22 protein-coding genes are annotated in these 21,926 nt (G+C 63.1%); 11 read left to right on the top strand and 11 right to left on the bottom strand.

Annotated features, from left to right (window positions below; translation table 11 throughout):
- Window positions 1-56: 56 nt before the first annotated feature.
- Complete coding sequence (locus tag BM413_RS01365) at window positions 57-2,258, bottom strand: esterase-like activity of phytase family protein (RefSeq protein WP_091910248.1); 2,202 nt, start codon at window positions 2,256-2,258, stop codon at window positions 57-59.
- Window positions 2,259-2,489: 231 nt separating this feature from the next.
- On the opposite strand from BM413_RS01365, the gene BM413_RS01360 reads away from it, so the two are divergent.
- Window positions 2,490-3,191, top strand: a complete 702-nt coding sequence (locus BM413_RS01360; RefSeq protein WP_091909349.1) for a DUF1013 domain-containing protein — start codon at window positions 2,490-2,492, stop codon at window positions 3,189-3,191.
- 143 nt (window positions 3,192-3,334) lie between these two features.
- Here BM413_RS01360 and BM413_RS01355 read toward each other — a convergent pair whose 3' ends face one another.
- The 9 genes from BM413_RS01355 to BM413_RS01310 form a co-directional block, all read right to left on the bottom strand.
- Window positions 3,335-4,072, bottom strand: coding sequence for a hypothetical protein (locus BM413_RS01355; protein ID WP_139238541.1), 738 nt, complete (start codon window positions 4,070-4,072; stop codon window positions 3,335-3,337).
- Between the two features lie 116 nt (window positions 4,073-4,188).
- Window positions 4,189-4,482 (bottom strand): hypothetical protein, encoded by a 294-nt coding sequence (locus BM413_RS01350; RefSeq protein WP_139238540.1) that lies wholly within the window; start codon window positions 4,480-4,482, stop codon window positions 4,189-4,191.
- A gap of 672 nt (window positions 4,483-5,154) precedes the next feature.
- A complete protein-coding gene (locus BM413_RS01340) occupies window positions 5,155-5,871 on the bottom strand; it encodes a helix-turn-helix transcriptional regulator (protein ID WP_091909338.1) in 717 nt (238 codons plus the stop codon).
- Window positions 5,872-5,875: 4 nt separating this feature from the next.
- Window positions 5,876-6,283, bottom strand: coding sequence for a hypothetical protein (locus BM413_RS01335; protein WP_091910245.1), 408 nt, complete (start codon window positions 6,281-6,283; stop codon window positions 5,876-5,878).
- A gap of 82 nt (window positions 6,284-6,365) precedes the next feature.
- A complete protein-coding gene (locus BM413_RS01330) occupies window positions 6,366-6,947 on the bottom strand; it encodes a DJ-1/PfpI family protein (RefSeq protein ID WP_091909335.1) in 582 nt (193 codons plus the stop codon).
- Window positions 6,948-6,965: 18 nt separating this feature from the next.
- On the bottom strand, window positions 6,966-7,133 hold the full coding sequence (locus tag BM413_RS32970) for a hypothetical protein (protein WP_091909333.1): 168 nt from the start codon (window positions 7,131-7,133) through the stop codon (window positions 6,966-6,968).
- 292 nt (window positions 7,134-7,425) lie between these two features.
- Complete coding sequence (locus BM413_RS01320; RefSeq protein ID WP_091909330.1) at window positions 7,426-8,214, bottom strand: SDR family NAD(P)-dependent oxidoreductase; 789 nt, start codon at window positions 8,212-8,214, stop codon at window positions 7,426-7,428.
- 62 nt (window positions 8,215-8,276) lie between these two features.
- On the bottom strand, window positions 8,277-8,747 hold the full coding sequence (locus BM413_RS01315; protein WP_244537707.1) for an SRPBCC family protein: 471 nt from the start codon (window positions 8,745-8,747) through the stop codon (window positions 8,277-8,279).
- Between the two features lie 4 nt (window positions 8,748-8,751).
- On the bottom strand, window positions 8,752-10,656 hold the full coding sequence (locus tag BM413_RS01310; protein ID WP_091909323.1) for a propionyl-CoA synthetase: 1,905 nt from the start codon (window positions 10,654-10,656) through the stop codon (window positions 8,752-8,754).
- Between the two features lie 345 nt (window positions 10,657-11,001).
- Here BM413_RS01310 and BM413_RS32965 point away from each other — a divergent pair, with 345 nt between their 5' ends.
- From BM413_RS32965 to ftsH, 9 genes are all read left to right on the top strand, one after another.
- Window positions 11,002-11,163, top strand: a complete 162-nt coding sequence (locus tag BM413_RS32965; protein ID WP_091909320.1) for a hypothetical protein — start codon at window positions 11,002-11,004, stop codon at window positions 11,161-11,163.
- 260 nt (window positions 11,164-11,423) lie between these two features.
- On the top strand, window positions 11,424-12,134 hold the full coding sequence (gene tolQ / locus BM413_RS01300; protein WP_091909317.1) for a protein TolQ: 711 nt from the start codon (window positions 11,424-11,426) through the stop codon (window positions 12,132-12,134).
- A gap of 12 nt (window positions 12,135-12,146) precedes the next feature.
- Window positions 12,147-12,605, top strand: coding sequence for a protein TolR (gene tolR, locus BM413_RS01295; RefSeq protein WP_091909313.1), 459 nt, complete (start codon window positions 12,147-12,149; stop codon window positions 12,603-12,605).
- Window positions 12,606-12,611: 6 nt separating this feature from the next.
- Entirely contained in the window at window positions 12,612-13,676 is a 1,065-nt protein-coding gene (locus BM413_RS01290) for a hypothetical protein (protein ID WP_091909310.1), read from the top strand.
- A 38-nt stretch (window positions 13,677-13,714) separates the two neighbouring features.
- The gene (gene tolB / locus BM413_RS01285; RefSeq protein ID WP_091909307.1) at window positions 13,715-15,031 is read left to right on the top strand and encodes a Tol-Pal system beta propeller repeat protein TolB; all 1,317 of its coding nucleotides are present in this window, start codon (window positions 13,715-13,717) and stop codon (window positions 15,029-15,031) included.
- Window positions 15,032-15,242: 211 nt separating this feature from the next.
- Window positions 15,243-15,749 (top strand): peptidoglycan-associated lipoprotein Pal, encoded by a 507-nt coding sequence (pal, locus tag BM413_RS01280; protein ID WP_091909304.1) that lies wholly within the window; start codon window positions 15,243-15,245, stop codon window positions 15,747-15,749.
- Between the two features lie 227 nt (window positions 15,750-15,976).
- Window positions 15,977-17,047: a tol-pal system protein YbgF gene (ybgF, locus tag BM413_RS01275; protein WP_091909301.1), complete on the top strand. Its 1,071-nt coding sequence runs from the start codon at window positions 15,977-15,979 to the stop codon at window positions 17,045-17,047.
- Entirely contained in the window at window positions 17,041-18,402 is a 1,362-nt protein-coding gene (tilS, locus tag BM413_RS01270; protein ID WP_244537706.1) for a tRNA lysidine(34) synthetase TilS, read from the top strand. Before ybgF ends, tilS begins: the two co-directional genes overlap by 7 nt.
- Before the next feature lie 106 nt (window positions 18,403-18,508).
- Window positions 18,509-20,446, top strand: coding sequence for an ATP-dependent zinc metalloprotease FtsH (gene ftsH / locus BM413_RS01265; RefSeq protein WP_091909298.1), 1,938 nt, complete (start codon window positions 18,509-18,511; stop codon window positions 20,444-20,446).
- A gap of 245 nt (window positions 20,447-20,691) precedes the next feature.
- Here the strand turns inward: ftsH and BM413_RS01260 are convergent, their stop codons facing one another.
- Window positions 20,692-21,042, bottom strand: a complete 351-nt coding sequence (locus tag BM413_RS01260) for a cupin domain-containing protein (protein ID WP_091909296.1) — start codon at window positions 21,040-21,042, stop codon at window positions 20,692-20,694.
- A 119-nt stretch (window positions 21,043-21,161) separates the two neighbouring features.
- Between BM413_RS01260 and BM413_RS01255 the strand changes: the two genes are divergently transcribed.
- Window positions 21,162-21,683, top strand: a complete 522-nt coding sequence (locus tag BM413_RS01255; RefSeq protein ID WP_091909293.1) for a MarR family winged helix-turn-helix transcriptional regulator — start codon at window positions 21,162-21,164, stop codon at window positions 21,681-21,683.
- Window positions 21,684-21,926 lie beyond the last annotated feature (243 nt).

Here is a 21,926-nt window from a genome sequence, read left to right as displayed (position 1 = left end):
AAACGGCCGCAGCTTTCGCCACGGCCGTTTCGTTTACCGGCTAAATTTCCGCGCGATCAGTTGATGGCAGCGATGTTGCCGAGGCGGAGGAACAGGGTTTCGCCCGAAGAATCGTCGACGCCGTCATTGTCGGTGACGACATAGGCGTCGCCATTGGCGTCGATGGTGAAGCCTTCGACCTTGTCGACGACATAGCCATTGGTGGCGGCCTTCAGGTCCGGCACGAGGTCGCGCACCAGCGTTTTTTCGACCAGCGGCAGCTCACCGTCGAGCTTGGCCGGCTTGAAGGCGTCGAGCGAGACGGACTGGATGCTCTTCAGCTTGGCCTCGGTGCCGATGAGATTGTCGCGCTCGATGATGTAGAGCTTGCCGTCATGGGCGGTGATTTCCGACAGACCGACCCAGCCCTTCTCGGTCTTTTCGAGCGGATAGCGCACGCCCGACCACTCCTTGGCCTTCGGCTTATAGGCGAGCAGCTTGACCTGGCCCTTCGGGTCGTCGGCCCATTCGCGCTGCACGGCCATGACCAGCGTCAGGTCGTCGCCTTCGCCGATGGTGGTGATGCCCTCATAGCCGAAGCGGCCGTCCTTGCCGATAAGTTCGGCAGGAAGCGGGATCTCCTGCTTGATCTCGCCCTTGGCATTGACCTTGTAGATGGCATTCGCCGTCAGCTTGGCGGCATCGCCTTCGGAGGCCAGCCAGAAACCGTCGTCGCCATCCGACGCGATGCCTTCGATGTCGAGCTTCTGGGCCGGCACACCGTCGCGGGTGACGACCAGCTTGCCGGTGATGACGGCAGGCGTCTTGGTGGCGTCGATGGTGAAGATCGACGGCTGCGAGCGGTAGACCGAGTCCGACACGGCAAAGAGCTTGCCGGCTTCCTTGGGATCGGCAGCCAGACCCGAAAGCGCTCCCCAGCCGATCGGCTTGCCGTCTTCGGCAGTGTTGGAGACGATCATCGGATAGGCGGCCGGGCCTTCGCCCATCTCATAGACCATGACATGCGAGCGCACGCCGCCGTCTTCGACCAGGTCGGTCTCGTTGGCGGTGACGAGCAGGTTGCGCGAGGGGATGGCGACCAGACCTTCCGGGCCGATGCCCGAGGGCAGCAGCTGGACGAATTCCGGTTCGGCGCCGGTGTCCTTGTAGACGGCAATCATCGAGGCGCGTTCGCTGGCGATGAAGATGTACTGCGTGTCGCCGAACTTGGCGACTTCAGCGCCTTCCAGCTCGACGCCCTTCTTGTTGCGCTTTTCCGGATAGTGGCCGGCAGCGGCGATCTTCATTTCGAGCGACGGGCCGGATTCGTAGAGCACCTTGCCGGTCTTGTCGAAGATGGTGAAGGAGCGCGAACCGCCCTTGTAGTCGCCTTCATTGGCGATGACGAAACGGTCGTTGTCGAGCCATTTGATCGCGTCGGGTTCGCGAGCCACGCCCTTCATGCTGCCGGTGAAGTTCAGCGCGCCGTCGTTCTTGGTGTCGACGCCTTCGAGGTCGACCGAGCCGGCGGAGAAATGCGCCGTGACCTTGCCGGTTTCGGCGTCGACGATGGCGATGTGGTTGTTTTCCTGCAACGTGACGGCGATTTCATTGGCGTCGTTGAAGTCGACGAATTCCGGCTCCGGGTCTTCCGGGGCGATTTCCGACAGGCCGGTCATGTCGACGGTCTTGATGGTGGCGCAGTCGGGAGCGCCGTCCTTCAGCGAGACGATCTTGAGGAAGCCTGCGGGAAGCTGCGGCAGCTCGCCGTCGTTCAGGTCCTCGTCGCGCTCGTTCTCGATGGCGATGGCCGCGAACTTGCCATCCTTGCTGACGGCGACGGAATCGGGCTGGCCGCCGAGATCGCAGGTGGCTTCGATCTTCCTGGTGGCGGCGTCGATGACGGTGAGGTTGCCCGAAGGCTTGGCCTTGCTCTCGGAGGTGTTGACGCCGGCCAGCACTTTCGTGCCGGCGAAGACGACGGAGGTCGGCTCCCCCTCGATCTTGACGATGCCGCCGGCCTTCGGCGCCTTGGCGTCGGAAATGTCGATGAAGCCGACCGCACCCAGCGGGCTGTCGGAATAGACCAGCGTCTTGCCGTCTTCACTCGCCTTGATGATTTCCGACGAGGTCGGCGTCTTCTGGTCGATGTCGGAAGGCAGGTTCGAGGCGACCGGGAAGGAAGCGACGCGGTTGAAGAAACTGTCGGCATGGGCCGGCAGCGCGACCGACGCGGCAAGGGCCGCCGTGAGTATCAAAAGACGGGAGTGACGGGGCATCATGAACCTCTCCTGGTTGCTGAGTTCCATGCTGCTTTGGGCGATCGATATTTCACTGCGATGACGGACAGGTGACAGTTCGATGACAACGAACCGTCATCGCGGCCCGATGCGAAGTTTTCTTGCTCCCGGCCGCGAACAAGGTTATATACGCCTCGAATTTCCCAATTCCGGTGGTCTGAACCACCGCCCGCGCACAAGGGACGCGGGCGAACGAGAGGATATTATCTGATGGCCAACACGCTTCTGATGCCCAAGGCGACCGCAGTCTGGCTGGTCGACAATACCGCGCTTTCCTTCGAGCAGATCGCCCAGTTCTGCGGCCTGCATCCGCTGGAAGTGAAGGCGATCGCCGACGGCGAGTCCGCGCAGGGCATCAAGGGCATGGACCCGATCATGACCGGCCAGCTCACCCGCGAGGAAATCGCCCGCGGCGAGAAGGACGGCAACCATCGCCTGAAGCTTTCCGAGCCGAAGGTGCGGGTGCCCGAGAGCAAGCGCAAAGGTCCGCGCTACACGCCGCTGTCCAAGCGCCAGGACCGCCCCAACGCCATTCTGTGGCTGGTGCGCAACCATCCCGAGCTGAAGGATGCGCAGATTTCGCGCCTCGTCGGCACCACCAAGGCGACCATCGAGCAGATCCGCGAGCGCAAGCACTGGAACTCCGCCAGCCTGCAGCCGATGGACCCGGTGACGCTGGGCCTGTGCTCGCAGATCGACCTCGACATCGAAGTGCAGCGCGCCTCGAGCGGACGCCCGGCTGCCGCACCGTCCGGCGACACGCTGCTGCCGGCCTCCATGACCGAAAGGCTGGAGCCGAAGATCGAAGCCGTGGCCGACGAGGACAAGGAACTCGACGCCAACGCCGTCTTCGCCAAGCTCTCGGCGCTGAAGTCGAAGACCCCCGACGAGGACGAAGACGACCGTCCCTGATTCTTAAAAAGCCCGCTTCGAGCGGGCTTTTTTATTGGCCTGACTTGGACACCGGGCAGGCCAAACCCATGGTCGCAAAATCCGGTTTGCAACACAGCCAGCATCAGACGCAAAGCATCGTTTTCAACGGGAGAGCTACGGCGTCAATCCGTGCGGTTACAAGCCAGAACGACGCCATTTTCCGCGAGATGAAGGCGCCAGCCCGCATGCCAAAGCCGGTAGGTCAGCTCATAGATCTTGTCGCGGCGCGCATCGAACATGGCAGCGGTCACCCAGTCGCGCAGCTCATAGCAATTGCCTGCTGAACTGTAGAGCGGTTCAGTCAGAAACAGTTGAGCGGCAGTGGCGGGCAGTTCCTTCTCGGGAACAGGGTTCAGCAAATTTCGCTCGAACAGAATAGATATCGCCTCGGTCAGGGCCAGAACCTCTTGAGCATGGGGAGCGTTGGTGTCCACAATTTCGATCGTTGACCAATCAAACTGTTCGTTGGGATCGGCCTTGTCGATATGCCTTGCAATCTCGGCCACCAGATCGCGGGCCGCTCCTTCTGTGAGCGACGTGGAGGGGCCGGCAAGGTAACTCTCGAAGCGCCGCAACATCTCCGCTCCGTTCGGAAAGAGAGCAAAGCAAACCCGTCGCGTCTCGGGCTGCGCCCGAGCGATGCCGAAGATCAGCCGGTAGTCTGTCTGAACCTCACCCGGAAGCGGATCGGGACGCTCAAATTCTCCTGCCGCACGCAGCGCCGCATCCTTGTCGAAGGCATCGTGCCACGCCGCCTGCCACTCCACGAACTTTTGCTTGATCCAGTCACTCTGTTGCCCACGCAGGGTTTCGGGATCAACCGGAGTACGCGCGAGCAAGTTTCTAAACCAGTTTTTCATTCAGATCATGCCGATCCGCGATTTCCATCAGGGTCGGCACAACATGTCCGATTCGCCGCGTTGCGGAAACGGCGCGGCGATCCCATGGACCGCCGCGCACCTTCCGGTCCGCTGTTCTAACGGCGCGCCTCCGGCATCATCGGCATGCGGCCGACGCTGTGGAAGCCGCCCGCCGAAAAGGCCTGGAACGGATGGCCGGGGAACCCCGAGCCATGATGATGCGGCGGTGGCAGGCGATGGCAGCGCCAACCGCAACGGCCTCCGCCGTCGAACGCGAACCCGTCATAGCCGTCATAATAGCCCAGCGGCGCGTAGGCGGCATAACCCGGTCCGTAATAGCCGGTGTCTTCCGTCACGCAGCCCGCCAGCGGGGCCAACAGCCCCAGTGAAAGTAGCAAGGCCATACGCATAGTCCTTACCTCCTGATGTAGGCAAAGGATGCGCCTGGATGGTGCTTCAACTGTGATGAAGACGGGACCGGGACAATCACAAACCGATCAAATTTGCGGTGTTGGAGCGTGTGGGGAGAGGAACCCCTGGTACTGGCAGATGCTGACGCGTTCACCGACGGGAACCAGCTCGCCAATACTTTCTCAACTCTCCAGATGCCAATGATACAGCTGCGAAAGGCGGCCGCGGAACGGCCATGGACTTTTTCAAAAAGGTTCATGCAGACTTTTGTTCGACTGTAGAGAGCGGATGGAGTGAGATAAAAACTCTCGCTGAAAAGTCTGCCTATTGGGAGGCCGGTTTGACTGGCGCGGAGGAGTTGACGGTGAGGAGGAGATCCGCGTTCACCGCATTATTCACCAGCCATACGAAGACCATCAAAGGCCCATCAGGCTGATGTCGATCTCAATGCGCAAGCGAGAACATTGGGCATTCCATCGGCAGAGTTATTCGACTTGAAAAACCACGATGGAAAACTGCTTATTACCCTTAAAAGTAAGGTTCTGGACGTGAAGGGGTTTCCGATCACAATTGGGGCGCATGAAGACGTTGTAAGCCGCGCTTCCGAAGCTCTGGGAAAAGCAAAACGCCTCTAGAACTTTTCCTACAAGACAACCGCGACTGAAGTCGCCTCACGCCCCCGCCGATCTTGCCCCACTCCCATCATACTCATTCCTTTCCACCCGCCGATAAAAGTCCGCAAGCTGCTTGCCGCGTTCGTGGCGGAAGGGGCGGCCGGTGGGGGTGATGGCGCTGATGCGGTCTATGCGGAAGGCGCGGAAATCGTCGCGCATTTCGCACCAGGCGACCAGCGTCCACACCTTGCCCCAGAACCACAGGCCGAGCGGGCGCACGTCGCGGGCGGTGGTGCGGCCGGCCTCGTCGCGGTAGTCGAGCGTCAGCACGTCGCGCTTTTCGACGGAGCGCTCGAGAATGTCGATCGCCTTGCGGTCGGCGTCGCTGACCACCCACATCGGCGTGTGGATTTCAGTGCGGGCGATGCGGTCCTTTTCGGCGTCGGGCAGCACCGCGCCGATCTTGACCAGCGCCTCGTCGGCGGCCCGCGCCATGGTGGCGCCGCCGAAGGCCCTGACCATGCGCGCGCCGGCGACGAGTGCTACGATTTCATCTCTTGTGAACATGAGCGGCGGAAGGTCGAACCCCTCCCTCATTATGTAGCCGACGCCGGCCTCGCCATCGATCGGCACGCCCGTCGACTGGAGGTCGGCGATGTCGCGATAGATCGTGCGCTCCGACACTTCGAGCCACTGGCCAAGTTTCTGCGCGGTGACCAGCCGGCCGCCGCGGAAATGCTGAACGATCTGAAAAAGCCTGTCGGCGCGCCGCATGGTGTTATCCCGTCAATCCTTCGCGCTGCCGCTGCTCGGCAACGAAGCCCGCGCCGAAGGTCAGCCGCTTCGTCGTCGGCGTCTTCGCATCGAGCACCCGCCAGAACGGCGTGATGTCGTCGAGGCCCACGCCACGCTCCAGCGCCTCATGTGCCGCCTCGGCCACCGTGCGCAGATGATAGCCTGTATAGATCGGGCAGGTAACCTCGGCCTTGTGGGCCTGGGCCAGCGTCTTGCGCATCGTCACGACGTCGACATGGTGACCCGAGGGGATGGCACGAATGAAATCGTCGACCAGCTTCGGCGTCGGCACCAGCATGACCTCGCCCTTGCGCATGCCGGCAATCGACACCGGCGCGGGCTTGATCTCGACTTTCGCCGGCGCGTTGAGCCTGTCGGTCCAGCTTTTCATGTCGAGCATCCTCCACGATCCCGAAATGGCAACATGGCATGATCCTCCTGACAGCATAATGTCAGGAGCCTCGTCGGGATAGTCAGGAATATTCGCGCGCGAAGAGCGAGCGCATTTCGCTGACCGCATCCGCCCGCTCGGGATAAAGCGTGCGCAGGAATTCCAGCGCGAAGGTGCCAGAGGCCGAACCGGGTGCCGAGACGATGCGGCCGTCAACCACTGCGTGCGGCACGTCCTGGTAGTTTTCTCTCCCGGCATAGTCTGGCTCGTGGTGGAGGATCCAGTCGCGGCCGTTGCTGGTGTGCTTTGCTTTCCTGAACAGGCCGGCACGCGCCAGCGCCAATGTGCCGGCGCAGATGCCGCCAACCACCCCGCCGCGTTCCTCGACGGTGTGCAGAAGTGCTGAGACGTCCGGCGCCTTTTTCGAGGCCCAGCCGTCGGAACCGATGACGGCAATGGCGTCAAGATCGGCGTTTTCCGCGGGATCGGCGCCCCGATCGGGCGAAAGGCGGAAACCGCTCATCGATGTCACCGGCTCGCCGGTCGGGGTCAGCGACACGGCGCGCGCGCTGAACCATTCGACCGCCGAGCCGGAAAGCAGGCCGTATTCCCAGTCGGCAAGCCCCTCGATGAACAGGAACCCGATCGTTTTACCGGCGGACATGAGCATCTCCTTCCCCGCTCAACCGCGACGTGCGCGGCGGGCGGCGTAATTGTCCGGCCAGCCTATATCCTTCTGGATGCTGCGCGGAAGGGAATTGATGAAACGCTCGGTGCGGATCTCGTCATGCAGGGTCTGGACCTTGCCGGCATAGTGCTTGAGCGTGCGGAAGATATCGGTGGTAAACATGACAGCTCTCCTTCGTTAACGGAGACACTATCCCACACCCGTACTGACAGCAGTCTGTCAGGAGGGTTTTGGGGGTGGCGGAAAGATTTGCGCGGTCGTTTCAGGCGATCAAAAGGAGCCCCCTCTCCGTCTCGGCTTCGCCGAGCCACCTCTCCCCATTTCATGGGGCGAGGAACCGGCACTCGCTGAGGTCGCGACCTCACAGAACTTGGGTTCCTCGCCCCGCTTGCGGGGAGAGGTGGCTCGCGTAGCGAGACGGAGAGGGGGCCTTTCTAGGCGCCTTGCTTAAACCCTACGCCCCCTTCACCGGCACCGTATAATTCAGCGGCAGGCGGCCGCCGTCGGCGTAGATGGTCTGACCGGTGATGTAGCTGGCATCGTCGGAGGCGAGGAACGCCGCAATCGCTGCAATCTCGGACGGCTCGCCGACACGGCCCATCGGCGTGCGCGACAGGATGCGGGTCTTCGCCGCCGCGTCGCTGTTCACGCTGGCCAGCATGTCCGTCATGATCGAGCCGGGGCCTATGGCGTTGACGCGAACGCCATGAGGCGCCAGCGACAGTGCCATTGCCCTGGTGAGCTGGTTCACGCCACCCTTGGAGACGGAATAGGCGACCTGATCGGGGAGAGCCACGACGGCGTTGATCGAGGACATGTTGATGATGGAGCCGGCAGACCCGCCCTTCTCCACCTTCTCGACCATGAAGCGGGCGACGGCCTGGCCGGCGAGGAAGGAACCCTTCAGATTGACCTGCAGCACGCGGTCGAAATCCTCTTCCTTGAGCTCCAGGAAATCGGCGCCGTGGACGATGCCGGCATTGTTGACGAGAATGTCGATATCGCCGAAGGCATCGATGGTGGCGGCGACCAGATTGTGGATGTCGAGACGCTTGCCGACATCGGCCTTGACGAACTGGACCTTGCCGAGCTTGGCGAGATCGCGTTCGGCCTTTTCGCCTTTCTCGTGATCGACATCGGCGATCATCACCCGGGCGCCGTCATGCAGGAAACGCTGGGCGATCGCCAGCCCGATGCCGCCCGCCGCACCCGTTACAATCGCCGTCTTGCCGGTAAGGGCCATGGAATTCTCCGTTCGCTTGGCCGGTTTATATCCACGCGAAGGCGATCGGAACAGGGTTTCCGCTATACAAGCTGCCGGACAAATTCCGCTAGATTGTCGAGCGTGGAGGAAAGTCCTGCCGCATGATCTTCCGCACTTATGCCTTCCGGCACATTCTCGCAGACGATGCTAACTTCCGTCCCGCCGGCTACCGGCCTGAGACTCCAGGTCATCTTCATTTCACCTGCAAAAGCCGGGTCGTCCGATTCGAACGTCACGATCTGCACGACGCGATCATTCGGCACCAGTTCGACGAAGCGTCCCTCCACGATATCGGTGTCTTCGGACGCCTTTCCACGCACCGAAGGATCGGGCGCATCATACGTCAACGCCATTCGGTAATGGCCGCCGGCCTTCGGTTCGAAGGTTTCGATCCTGGCAATCATTCCCTTGGGCGGCAGCCACTCCACCAGGGCAGCCGGATCGACGAAGGCATTGTAGACAGTGGCCGGCGAAGCCGTGACGATGCGAGACGCCTTGTCGGTTCTTCCCATCGTTCTAGCCGATCCCCCGCGCATTGAGCGCCGCCTTGATCTCGTCGAGGATGGCGGGATCGTCGATCGTGGCCGGCATCTTCCATTCCTCGCGGTCGGCGATCTTCTGCATAGTGGCGCGCAGGATTTTTCCCGACCGCGTCTTGGGCAGGCGCTTGATCGCCACCACGATGCGGAAGGCGGCGACCGGGCCGATGCGCTCGCGCACCAGCGCCACCACTTCCTTCTCGATCTCGGCGGCGTCGCGGGAGACGCCGGCATTGAGCACGACGAAGCCGCAGGGCACCTGCCCCTTCATGGCGTCGGCAATGCCGATGACAGCGCATTCGGCGACGTCGGGATGCTCGGCCAGAACCTCCTCCATGCCGCCGGTGGAAAGCCGGTGGCCGGCGACATTGATGATGTCGTCGGTGCGGGCCATGATGAAGAGGTAGTTCTCATCGTCGATATAGCCGGCGTCGGCGGTTTTGTAATAGCCGGGGAATTCGATGAGATAGGCCTCGCGAAAGCGCTCGTCGGCATTCCACAGCGTCGGCAGGCAGCCGGGCGGCAGCGGCAGCTTGACCACGACATTGCCGAGCGTGCCGCGCGGCACCGGGTGGCCGGCATCGTCAAGGATCTGCACGTCGTATCCGGGCATCGGCACGCCGGGCGAGCCGTATTTGACCGGCAGCTGCCCGAGCCCGACCGGGTTCTGGCTGATCGGACTTCCGGTCTCGGTCTGCCACCAATGGTCGATGACGGGGACGTTGAGGTTGCGCTCGGCCCATTTGATCGTTTCCGGGTCGGCACGCTCGCCGGCAAGGAACAGCGTGCGGAATTTCGAGAGGTCGTATTTCGGCACGAACGCGCCCTTCGGGTCCTGGCCCTTGATGGCGCGGAAGGCGGTCGGGGCGGTGAACAGGGCAACGACGCCATGCTCGGAAATCACCCGCCAGAAAGTGCCGGCATCGGGCGTGCCGACCGGCTTGCCCTCGAACAGGATGGTGGTGCAGCCATGCAGCAGCGGCGCATAGACGATGTAGGAGTGGCCAACAACCCAGCCGACATCGGAAGCGGCCCAGAACACCTCGCCCGGCTTGACGCCGTATTCGTTTTCCATCGACCATTTCAGCGCCACCATGTGCCCGCCATTGTCGCGCACGACGCCCTTGGGCTGGCCGGTGGTGCCGGAGGTGTAGAGCACATAGAGCGGATCGGTGGCGGCGACCGGCACGCAGGGGACCTCGCGGCCAGAGGCCTTCGCAGCTACAACCGTCTCGGCATAGTCGACATCGCGGCCGGGGATCAGGTCGCAGGTCTGCTGCTCGCGCTGAAGGACGATGCAGGCGGACGGCTTGTGCCGTGCCAGCTCGATGGCGCCGTCGAGCAACGGCTTGTAGGCGACCACGCGTCCCGGCTCGATGCCGCAGGAGGCAGAGATGATCAGCTTCGGCGTCGCGTCGTCCAGCCGGGTTGCGAGTTCGCGCGCGGCAAAGCCGCCGAACACCACCGAATGGACGGCGCCGATGCGGGCGCAGGCGAGCATGGCGAAGACCGCCTCCGGTACCATCGGCATGTAGATGATGACGCGGTCGCCCTTTTCCACGCCCTGATCCTGGAGCACGGCGGCGAGTGCGGTGACTTCCGCCAGAAGCTCGGCATAGGTGAATTTTTTCTGGGTGCCGGTGATCGGGCTGTCGTAAATCAGCGCGAGCTGGCCGGCGCGACCACCGGCGACATGGCGGTCGACCGCGTTGAAGCAGGTGTTGCATTCGGCGCCCGCGAACCAGCGGCCGTAGATGCCGGCGTCGGCATCTAAGACCTTGTCCCACGGCTTTACCCAGTCGATATCGCGCGCCGCCTCGGCCCAGAACGCCTCCGGGTCCTTTTGCCAGCTTTCATAGACTTCATGATAACGCGAACGCATCGCAACACCTCCCAAGCGGCGACAGACTGTGGCCGTATTAGATGAAGATCAGGGCAGGCGTCCATCTGACTAAGGGATAAACGGACTATCGCCGGGGGGAATTCTGATGGGTCTGAGCGGGTGAAGGACCCCCACCCCTAGCCCCTCCCTACAAGGGGGAGGGGAATTTTCCGCGCGCTCCGCCCCAATCTTCACTGTTTCTCGTGGCGATGACGACGAAATTGTCCCCCTCCCCCTTGTGGGGAGGGGTTAGGGGTGGGGGTCCTTCAAGCGCAATTGCCCTGCGTTCAGAGACAACCAGACAACCACTTTGACAGCCACCCGCATTGCTGCTCAAACACGGCCATGTCCAAGGCGCTGTCGCTCGTCATCATAGCCATCATGGCAATCCAGCTCATCAAGCCGCTTGGCTTGCCGGGCCTCAGGCAGCGGCGCGACTTCTGGAAGCTGGCGGTGCTGGCGCTGGGGGCGATCGGGATCACTGTATTGCTGAGCCACGCGGTCTGAAGAGCGACTTGCGGAAAAATAAAAGCTTCGCATTCGCGCGCCGCAAACACTAACTCATCCTTAACCATAACAGTTCATGAAGAAGATCGTTAGGAATGCGTCTTTTTTTAACGCCTTCCTTTGACCAAATTTCGCCTTGAAAAGGCCGGCAACGGCGCATTTTGGGGCACTTCCGGAAGCTTCGCGCGAACGGACCACATGGGATGATGCGCAAGGGCGGGCCGCGAGCGGCGCCCGGAAATATTAAGGACTGTCTTATCATGGAAAATCTCGCACTCGCCGAACCGAGCGCACAACTGTCCATCTGGGCGCTTTTCTGGCAGGCCGGCTGGGTCGTCAAGCTGGTCATGCTCGGCCTGCTCGGCGCTTCCGTCTGGACCTGGGCGATCGTCGTCGACAAGCTTATCGCCTATAGCCGGATGCGCTCGGCACTGAACCGCTTCGAGCAGATCTTCTGGTCGGGACAGTCGCTGGAAGAACTTTACCGCACGCTGTCGGACCGCAAGACCACCGGCATGGGCGCGATTTTCGTCGCTGCCATGCGCGAGTGGAAGAAGAGCTTCGAGAAGGGCGCCAAGGCCCCGCTCGGCCTTCAGACCCGCATCGACAAGGCGATGGACCTGGCGCTGACCCGCGAGATGGAGCGCATGGAAGGCCGGCTCGGCTTCCTCGCCACCATCGGTTCGGCAGCCCCGTTCATCGGCCTGTTCGGCACCGTGGTCGGCATCATGACCTCGTTCCAGGCCATCGCCGGATCGAAGTCGACCAACCTCGCCGTCGTCGCCCCCGGCATCGCCGAAGCGCTGCTGGCGACCGCTATCGGCCTGCTCGCCGCTATCCCGGCGGTCATCGCCTACAACAAGCTGTCATCGGACGCGAGCAAGATCGCGGTGCGCATGGAAGGGTTCGCGGACGAGTTCTCCGCCATACTCTCGCGCCAAATCGATGAAAAAGTCGCGGCCAAGGCCTGAGGTAGAGCAATCATGGGAATGTCTGTAGGAGCTGCGGGAGGCGGACGCGGAGGGCGCGGCCACAGGCGGCGCGGCCGCCATCACGGCCTGATGTCCGAAATCAACGTCACGCCCTTCGTCGACGTGATGCTGGTGCTGCTCATCATCTTCATGGTGGCGGCCCCGCTGATGACGGTCGGCGTGCCGATCGACCTGCCGGAAACGCAGGCCAAGGCGCTGAATTCCGAAACCCAGCCGATCACCATCTCGATCAACCAGGCCGGCCAGATCCATATCCAGGAAACCGAGATCCCGATCGAGGAACTGGTGCCCAAGCTCGGCGCGATCGCGCAGGCCGGCTATGAGGAACGCATTTATGTGCGCGGCGACAAGACCGCTGACTACGGAACGGTCATGAAGGTGATGGCCCGCATCCAGGCGGCCGGCTACACCAAGATCGGCCTTGTGACGCTGCAGGAACAGGACCAGTAGAATTCGATGAAGGCCGGTCTCACCACATCGGTTGTCCTGCATGTCGCGGTCCTTACCTTCGGCATGCTGACGCTGTCGGCACCGAGCGCCCTCGAGGTCGCCGATGTCGAGGCGTTTCCGGTCGACATCATTCCGATCGAGGAAATCACCCAGATCCAGCAGGGCGACAAGACCGCCGCCGTAAACGAAAAGCCTGCGCCCAAGCCGACGCAGCGCCCCGACATCGTGCCTGATGCGCAGAAGGTCGGCGAAAACACCGTCGACACCGACAAGAAGCCGACGCCGGAAGCCAAGCCCAAGCCGGTGGAAGCAGCCGACGCGCCGCCGCCCTCGCCCGAGCCGACGCCCAAGCCTGCGCCCGAGCAGCCCAAGCCCGAACCGGTGAAGCAGGAAGAGCCCAAGCCGACGCCGGTGCCCGCCACCGAAGTGACGCCGCAGCCGCAGCCCAAGCAGGAAGTAAAGCCGGACCCGGTGGCCGAGACGATCGCGGCTGAAAAGCCCGACGCCGAGACCGTCCAGTTGCCGAATACCGCGCCCTCGCCGGCTGCCAAGCCGCAGCCGCCGCAGGCCCAGACGGCAAAGACGCCCGACCGCAAGGAAGCCGAAAAGCCGGCCAAGGAAGCAGCCGCCAAGCCGAAATCGACGGAAAAGTCGTTCAACGCCGACGAAGTCGCAGCCCTCCTCAACAAGGACAAGGCTTCCGGTGGCGGCGCCAAGCGCTCGACCGAACAGGCATCGCTGGGCGGCGAAAAGACGACCGGCGGCTCGAAGCTTTCGATGAGCGAAATGGACGCGCTGCGCGGCCAGGTGCAGCGCTGCTGGAACATTCCGGCCGGCGCGCTCGACGGCGACACGCTGAAGGTTTCGGTCAAGTTCAAGCTCGACCGCACCGGCGCGTTGGAAGGCAGCCCCGAGATCATTTCCGGCGGCGGCAGCTCCGGCGTCGAACGTGCGGCCGCAGAAGCTGCCCGCCGCGCCGTCTCGCGCTGCTCGCCCTACAATCTTCCCGCCGATAAATATGACGCCTGGGCTGACGTCATCGTCAATTTCGACCCCAGCGAGATGTTCTGACCCACATCCGCGCATCTGGACCAAAGAGGCCGAACTTCATGAAGAATTTTTTCAAGACGATCATGCTGATGGGCGCGATTGCCACGGGGCTGAGCGCGGTCGCTACTCTGCCGGCCCATGCGCTGGTCGAGATCGACGTCAACAAGGGCACGGTCGAGCCGCTGCCGGTCGCCATCACCGACTTCCTGTCGGGTGATGCAGTCGGCGCCGAGATTTCCAGCATCGTCGCAGCCGACCTGAAGCGTTCCGGCCTGTTTGCGCCGATCGACAAGGGCGCTTTCATCGAAAAGATTTCCAATCCCGACGCCGCCCCGCGCTTCGAGGACTGGAAGGTCATCAATGCACAGGCGCTCGTCACCGGCCGGGTCAGCCAGGAAGCGGACGGCAGGCTGAAGGCCGAGTTCCGGCTGTGGGACACCTTCGCCGGCCAGCAGCTCATCGGCGAGCAGTTCTTCTCCTCGCGAGCCAATTCGCGCCGCGTCGCCCACATCATCGCCGACGCCATTTATGAGCGCCTGACCGGTGAGAAGGGCTATTTCGACACCCGCGTCGTCTTCATCGATGAATCGGGTGCCAAGAACCAGCGCAAGAAGCGCCTCGCCATCATGGACCAGGACGGCGCGAACATCCGCTACCTTTCCGATGGCCGTTCGATCGTCCTGACGCCGCGCTTTTCGCCGACGCGGCAGGAAATCACCTACATGTCCTATGAGAGCGGCCAGCCGCAGGTCTATCTCTTGCAGATCGAGACCGGCCAGCGCGAACTCGTCGGCAATTTCCCGGGCATGACCTTCGCCCCGCGCTTCTCGCCCGACGGCCAGAAGGTCATCATGAGCCTGCTGCGCGACGACGGCAATTCCAACGTCTTCGCCATGGACCTGCGCAGCCGCACCACCACGCGCCTGACCAATTCGAACTCGATCGACACCTCGCCGTCCTATTCACCGGACGGCTCCAAGGTCGTTTTCACCTCCGACCGCGGCGGCCGCCCGCAAATCTACGTCATGGGCGCGGACGGTTCAGGCCAGACCCGCATCTCCTTCGGCGACGGCACCTATTCGACGCCGGTATGGTCGCCGCGCGGCGACCTGATCGCCTTCACCAAGCAGGCAGGCGGCCAGTTCCAGATCGGTGTGATGAAGACCGACGGTTCGGGCGAGCGCATTCTTTCCTCGGGCTTCCAGCAGGAAGGCCCGACCTGGGCGCCCAATGGCCGCGTGCTGATGTTCTTCCGCGACGCCGCAGGTGCGGGCGGACCGAAGCTCCACTCGATCGACCTGACGGGCCGCAACGAACAGGCCATCCCGACGGCCAACTACGCCTCCGACCCGGCCTGGTCGCCGCTGCTCGAGTAAAACGAAAGCCTTCAGAACGCGGCGGTTCATAGGATCGCCGCGTTTCCGCCGCATTTCGGCCTACGGTGCGCGGGAAATGGAATGTGGGTCGTATGCCGGGCGCGGACGGGCGCCGGCAACCAATCATTAACCCTGTTTCTTGACCGGCGGTTAACTGCGATGTGGTTACTGATCGATCAACGAAATCACTCGAATGCGAAGGAGAGGCGGGATGCGCCGCATCGCTAAACTAGCAACCAACCCTGTGGTCATCGCCTTGATGATGTCGCTGGCTATCGCCGGCTGTGCTTCCAAGAAAACCCCTAACAGCGCAGCCGATCTCGGCCTCGGCGGCGCGGGCGCTGCAACGCCTGGCTCGGCCCAGGACTTCACCGTCAATGTCGGCGACCGTATCTTCTTCGATACCGACTCCTCGTCGATCCGCGCTGACGCGCAGGGCATCCTGTCCCGTCAGGCCCAGTGGCTGAACAAGTATGGCAACTACACCATCGTCGTCGAAGGCCATGCCGACGAGCGCGGCACCCGCGAATACAACCTGGCACTCGGCGCACGCCGCGCCGCCGCCGCCCGCGACTTCCTCGTCGCCCGCGGCGTCGCCTCGAACCGCCTGAAGACGATCTCCTACGGCAAGGAACGCCCGGTCGCCGTCTGCGACGACATCTCCTGCTGGTCGCAGAACCGTCGCGCCGTCACCACGCTCTCCGGCGCCGGAAGCTAAGCGCTTGATCCCGTAAAGTTGCAGACTTTACGGACAAGATCATGCGCGAGCAGAAAGCCTGATCCCGCCACAAGCGGTAAATTAGCAACACCTGTTTTGGAAAGGCGGCTCAAGGGCCGCCTTTTTCATTGCCACATTTTGCAAACAAAATTTGGCCGAAGTCTCGCTCCCTGATAAAAGGCGGTGCGCAACCGCGCGATTTCCCGTTTTTCAATGGCGAGAGGCACATGTATTTTCGATCCATCCTGAGCGGCACACTTGCCGTGCTATTGCTTTCAGGCGCGGCTTTTGCGCGTGACGCCGGACCGGGACACGGCCCGGGCAGAAGCGACGGCGCGGGTATTTCCACACCATCGCCAGCCGCAGGCCTGCCGGGCGTTTTCGGCAACCGCAGCGGTGGCACGTATCAGGTCGCACAGGCCGGCGATCCGCGCGTCAGCGGCCTCGAAGAGCAGATCCGTTCGCTGAACGGCAAGGTCGAGGAACTCAACTTCCAGATCCTGCAGATGCAGGAACAGCTCCGCAAGATGCAGGAAGACAACGAGTTCCGCTTCCAGGAGCTTGAAGGCAAGAAGAAGTCCGACGCGGGCTCGGGCAAGACCAATAGAAGCGTCGCGGAGAATTCCGCGGCGTCTTCCGACAAGCAGACGACCGCCGCAACCGGCGGTTCGTCATCGCAGAGCGTCGAGCAGGTCATCGGCGAGAACGGCGGCGGCACCACCACCCCGCCCAGCAACGGAACGGGAAAAGCGCCGACGACCTTCGGCACGATCACCTTCGACGCCGACGGCAACGTCACCAGCGGCAGCGTCGGCGACCAGGCTTCGGTCGGCGGCAGCGACCTGGACGCGCCAGCCAACAACGACGACGCGGCACCTTCGAATGGCACGGTCGTCGCAGCATTGCCCGCGACCGACGATCCGGACGAGGTCTATCGCAACTCCTACCAGTTCATTCTTTCGGGCGACTACAGCACGGCGGAATCGGGCTTCCGCGATCACATTGCGCGCTTCCCGGCCGACCCCAAGACGGCTGATTCGCGCTACTGGCTCGGCGAGGCCCTGCTCGGACAGCAGAAATATCGCGACGCGGCTGAAATCTTCCTCGCCGCCAACAAGGAATTCCCCAAGGCCAAGAAAGCGCCCGACATGCTGTTCAAGCTCGGCGTCTCGCTTGTCGGCCTGCATCAGCGCGACGTTGCCTGCGCCACCTTCGGCGAAATCGGCAAGCGCTATCCCGAAGTTTCCGGCGCACTCAAGGAGCGCATCAAGCAGGAACAGGCGCTTGCCGCGTGCTGACCGCTCCGGTGGGCATCGACCCGCTTCAGCTATTCTCGAATTTTGATGTCGCGCCCCGCCGCGCGCTGATTGCAGCGGTTTCCGGCGGCAGCGACTCGCTCGCTCTCCTTCTCCTGGCAAAATCCTTTCTCGACCGGACCGCCCCGGCGACGCGGCTGGTGGCGGTGACCGTCGATCACGCACTGCGGCCGGGCTCGGCAGACGAGGCCGAGGCAGTGGCACAGCTCGCTGCCCGCCATGGCATCGCCCACCGCACCATGACATGGACCGGCGAAAAGCCGGCGACCGGCATTCCCGCCGCCGCGCGCGAGGCGCGCTACAGGCTGCTGGCGCAGGCGGCGAAGCTCGAAGGCACCGACCTGATCCTCACCGGCCATACCGCCGACGACCAGGCCGAGACGGTGCTGATGCGCAAGGCGCGCCAGGACGACGGGCGCGGGCTGGCCGGCATGGCACCGGCGACCTTGTTCGACGGCAGTGTCTGGATCGCCCGTCCCCTGCTCGGCACGCGCCGCGAAGCCTTGCGGGATGTCCTGCGCGCGCGGGACGTTGCATGGCTGGACGACCCGACCAACACCAACGAGACATTCGAGCGCCCGCGCATGCGGGCAGAACTTAGACAGGATAGCGAGCGGGTGGCCGAAGCACTGGAGATTGCCGGTGAAGCTGCCGGCCAACGTATGCGGCTGGGAGCCGAAGCAGCCGCCCTGATCGACGCTTTTGCCAGCCGCCCGGCACCCGGACTTTGGCGGCTCGACCGCGATTTCGCAGCGCCGAAAAATCACGACGCCGCCGTCTACGCGCTGCGCATCCTGCTTGCTGTCGTCGGCGGCACGCCTTTCCTGCCCGACGAAGTGCGCGCCGCCGAACTTTTCGGCCATCTTGGGCGGGACACTTTTTGCGCCACATTGTCGCGGACGGTGATCGACAAGCGGCGAAGCGGCATTTTTCTCCACCGCGAGACGCGCGGACTGCCGGCCCCATCGACGCCCAATGACGGCATGATCTGGGACAGCCGCTACCACATATCGTCCGCCGCTTCGATCGACGGCGCCGCCGTCGCGCCGCTCGGACTGCTGCAGGCCAAGTCCTTGGCGACACAGACGGAAAACCCGCCGGCAAGCCTTGTCCGCCCTGCCCTGGCCGCCGAGCCGGCGCTGTGGCAGGGCGAAGAATGCCTCGGACGGATTGCGGCGGACGCCGCTTTGCGGGGGTTCAAGGCGATGCCGGTTGCGGCTCCGTGGGCGCGTTTTCTGCCGGCTTTCGATCTCGAACCAGCCCGCGCCGTCGTTGCGCTGCTGGGCGCTGAGCCCCTGCCCGCTTCGCCATGGCGAGGCCACAAAGCTAAAGCTTAACCGATCCGTGCTCTTCTGCTTGGCATTGGCCGAGACGGTGCCTATGTTAGAGCCAAGCTTTTCACCAACAATGCGTGTCCGCTTGCGGGCACGAACAGGATAATCGATGAATCCGAATTATCGTAATCTCGCGCTCTGGGCGATCATCGCCGTTCTTCTGATCGCGTTGTTCAATCTGTTCCAGACGCCGCAGACGCGGGGCGCATCGAACGATGTCGCCTATTCGGATTTCCTGAAGGAGGTCGAGGCGGGCCGCGTCAAGACGGTAACCATTGCCGGCGACCGCATTTCAGGCACCTATAACGACAGCGCCAGCGCCTTCCAGACTTATTCTCCGGGCGATGCGACACTGGTGCAGCGCCTGCAGGACAAGAACGTCACCATTCAGGCGCGTCCTGAGAACGACGGCTCCGGCTCGCTGTTCTCGATGCTGCTTTCGTGGTTGCCGATGATCCTCATCCTCGGCGTGTGGATCTTCTTCATGCGCCAGATGCAGTCCGGCTCCGGCCGCGCCATGGGCTTCGGCAAGTCCAAGGCCAAGCTTCTGACCGAGGCGCATGGCCGCGTCACCTTCGGCGATGTCGCCGGCGTCGACGAAGCCAAGGAAGACCTGGAAGAGATCGTCGAGTTCCTGCGCGACCCGCAGAAGTTCCAGCGGCTGGGCGGCAAGATCCCGCGCGGCGTGCTGCTCGTCGGCCCTCCCGGCACCGGTAAGACGCTGCTGGCCCGCTCGGTGGCGGGTGAGGCGAATGTGCCCTTCTTCACCATTTCCGGTTCGGACTTCGTCGAAATGTTCGTTGGCGTGGGTGCCTCCCGCGTGCGCGACATGTTCGACCAGGCCAAGAAGAATGCGCCCTGCATCATCTTCATCGACGAAATCGACGCCGTTGGCCGCCATCGCGGCGCCGGCCTCGGCGGCGGCAATGACGAGCGCGAGCAGACGCTGAACCAGCTTCTGGTCGAGATGGACGGCTTCGAGGCCAATGAATCGATCATCCTGATCGCCGCCACCAACCGCCCCGACGTTCTCGACCCCGCGCTGCTGCGTCCGGGCCGTTTCGACCGTCAGGTCGTGGTGCCGAACCCCGACATCGTCGGCCGCGAGAAGATCCTGAAGGTGCATGTGCGCAACGTGCCGCTGGCACCGAATGTCGACCTCAAGGTCGTCGCGCGCGGCACGCCGGGCTTCTCGGGTGCTGATCTGGCCAACCTCGTCAACGAGGCGGCCCTTATGGCTGCGCGGCGCAACAAGCGCCTCGTCACCATGGCCGAATTCGAAGATGCCAAGGACAAGATCATGATGGGCGCGGAGCGCCGCTCCTCGGCCATGACGCAGGAAGAAAAGACCAACACCGCCTATCACGAGGCCGGCCACGCCGTCGTCGCGCTGAACGTGCCGAAGGCCGACCCGCTGCACAAGGCCACCATCATCCCGCGTGGCCGCGCGCTGGGCATGGTCATGCAGCTGCCGGAAGGCGACCGCTACTCGGTGACCTATACCTGGATGATCTCGCGCCTTGCGATCATGATGGGCGGACGCGTCGCCGAGGAACTGAAGTTCGGCAAGGAGAACATCACCTCCGGCGCTTCTTCCGACATCCAGCAGGCGACCAAGCTGGCGCGCTCGATGGTGACCCAGTGGGGCTATTCCGACAAGCTCGGCCGCGTCGCCTATGGCGACAACCAGGAAGAGGTCTTCCTCGGCCATTCGGTGGCCCGCACGCAGAACGTCTCGGAAGAGACCGCGCAGATCATCGACGCCGAAGTGCGCCGCCTGATCGACGAGGCCTATGCCGAAGCGATGCGGATCATGACCAAGAAGAAGAAGGAATGGATCGCGATAGCCGAAGGCCTGCTCGAATACGAGACGCTGAGCGGCGAAGAGATCAAGCAGCTGATGGCCGGCAAGAAGCCGTCGCGCGACCTCGGCGACGACACGCCCCCGAGCCGCGGTTCGGCCGTGCCGAAAGCCGGTTCGACCGGTGGCCGCCGCAAGAAGGGCGAGGAGCCCGAAGGCGGCATGGAGCCTCAGCCGCAAAACTAAATACTTTTAAGGAATGTGAAGCGCCGCTGGATGAAAATCCGGCGGCGTTTTTCGTTTGGCCGCTCAGCCCCCTCTCCGTCGCGCTTCGCGCGCCACCTCTCCCCCATTTCATGGGGGCGAGGAACCGGCACCCATCGAGGCCGCGACATTTCAGAACTTGGGTTCCTCGCCCCCGCAAGGCGGGGGAGAGGTGGCGCGCGAAGCGCGACGGAGGGGGGTTATGCGAACAAACCCTGCCTGCTCAACTAAGCATTCGCCTCTTCCAGAAACTCCTGCACGACGCGGTCGTTGGCGTGGATGCAGACGATCTCCAGCCGGCCTGTTCCCACATTGACGAATTTATGCGGGATGTTGGCGGCGCCCACGACGATATCACCGGCGGTGGCGCGGGTTTTTTCCCGCCCGACGGTGAATTCCGCCTCGCCCGAGCGCACGACCCAGGTTTCCGTATAGGGGTGGACATGCAGCCCCGGCCCCTGCCCCGGATCGTTGTCGACAAGAAAGAACGACACTCCGGAGCCATGCTCGTTGCCCTGGAAGAGAACGGTGCGGCTTGCGCCGGGCTTCGGTTCGGTGCGGCGAATGACTTCGTACATCTTGCTTCTCCCGGTTGGTTCGATTGATGCGGCAAACTATCTTGACGTGAAGATATCTAGCAAAGAAATATCTTCACGTCAAGATATAATGCGCCTATAGGCTTTCCATGGAGACAAGCATGAGCGACAAGCCGAAACCCGACCATGTCGACCGCCTGCGCGGCCAATGGGCCCGTGAAGCGCCTGATATCGACACCACGCCGATGACGATCCTCGGGCGGGCCTACCGCCTGTCGAACCTCATCCGCCCGAGCATCGAGGCGACCTTCGCCGGCTTCGGGCTCGACCGCGGCGAGTTCGATGTCATCAGCACGCTGCGCCGCTCCGGCCCGCCCTACAGGCTGACCCCGACCGACCTCTACACATCGCTGATGATTTCTTCAGGCGGCCTGACCCACCGGCTGGGGCGACTGGAGAAAGCAGGGCTGATCACCCGCGAAAAATCACCCGAGGACGGCCGCAGCTTTTTCGTGGCGCTGACGCCGGAAGGCCAGAAACGGGCGGAAGAAGCGTTCCGCGCCGACATGGCAAACGAGATGCAGTTCCTCGAAAAGCTCACCCCGGAAAAGCGCGCAGCGCTTGCCGATCTGCTGCGGGAGTTGGTGCGGGGGGTGGAGGAAAGAGACGCGGATGCTCCGTGAAGTAATCAAGGAACAGCGTCAGCCATAGCCAACCGTTACGCGTGTCGGCCAATCGGGATGGCTGCGCCAGATTCGCACGCGCGTTATTTCCGTCTCGATGAACCCCATCACAAGCACGACACCTGTTGCAGTGCTCACGAACAATGTCCGGGTCGGTGTTTCGATGAAGTCGTCGAAATCCGCGTCTCGCCTCAACCACACTTCTCGTGCAGGGCCGAACGCAAGCCGCGTCCTGCCGTCTAT

It is taken from the genome of Mesorhizobium sp. YR577, assembly GCF_900116595.1.
In the GTDB taxonomy this organism is placed as follows: domain Bacteria; phylum Pseudomonadota; class Alphaproteobacteria; order Rhizobiales; family Rhizobiaceae; genus Mesorhizobium_M.
Note: the sequence above shows the minus strand (reverse complement) of the source record. Positions and strands in the feature narration are given on the sequence as shown.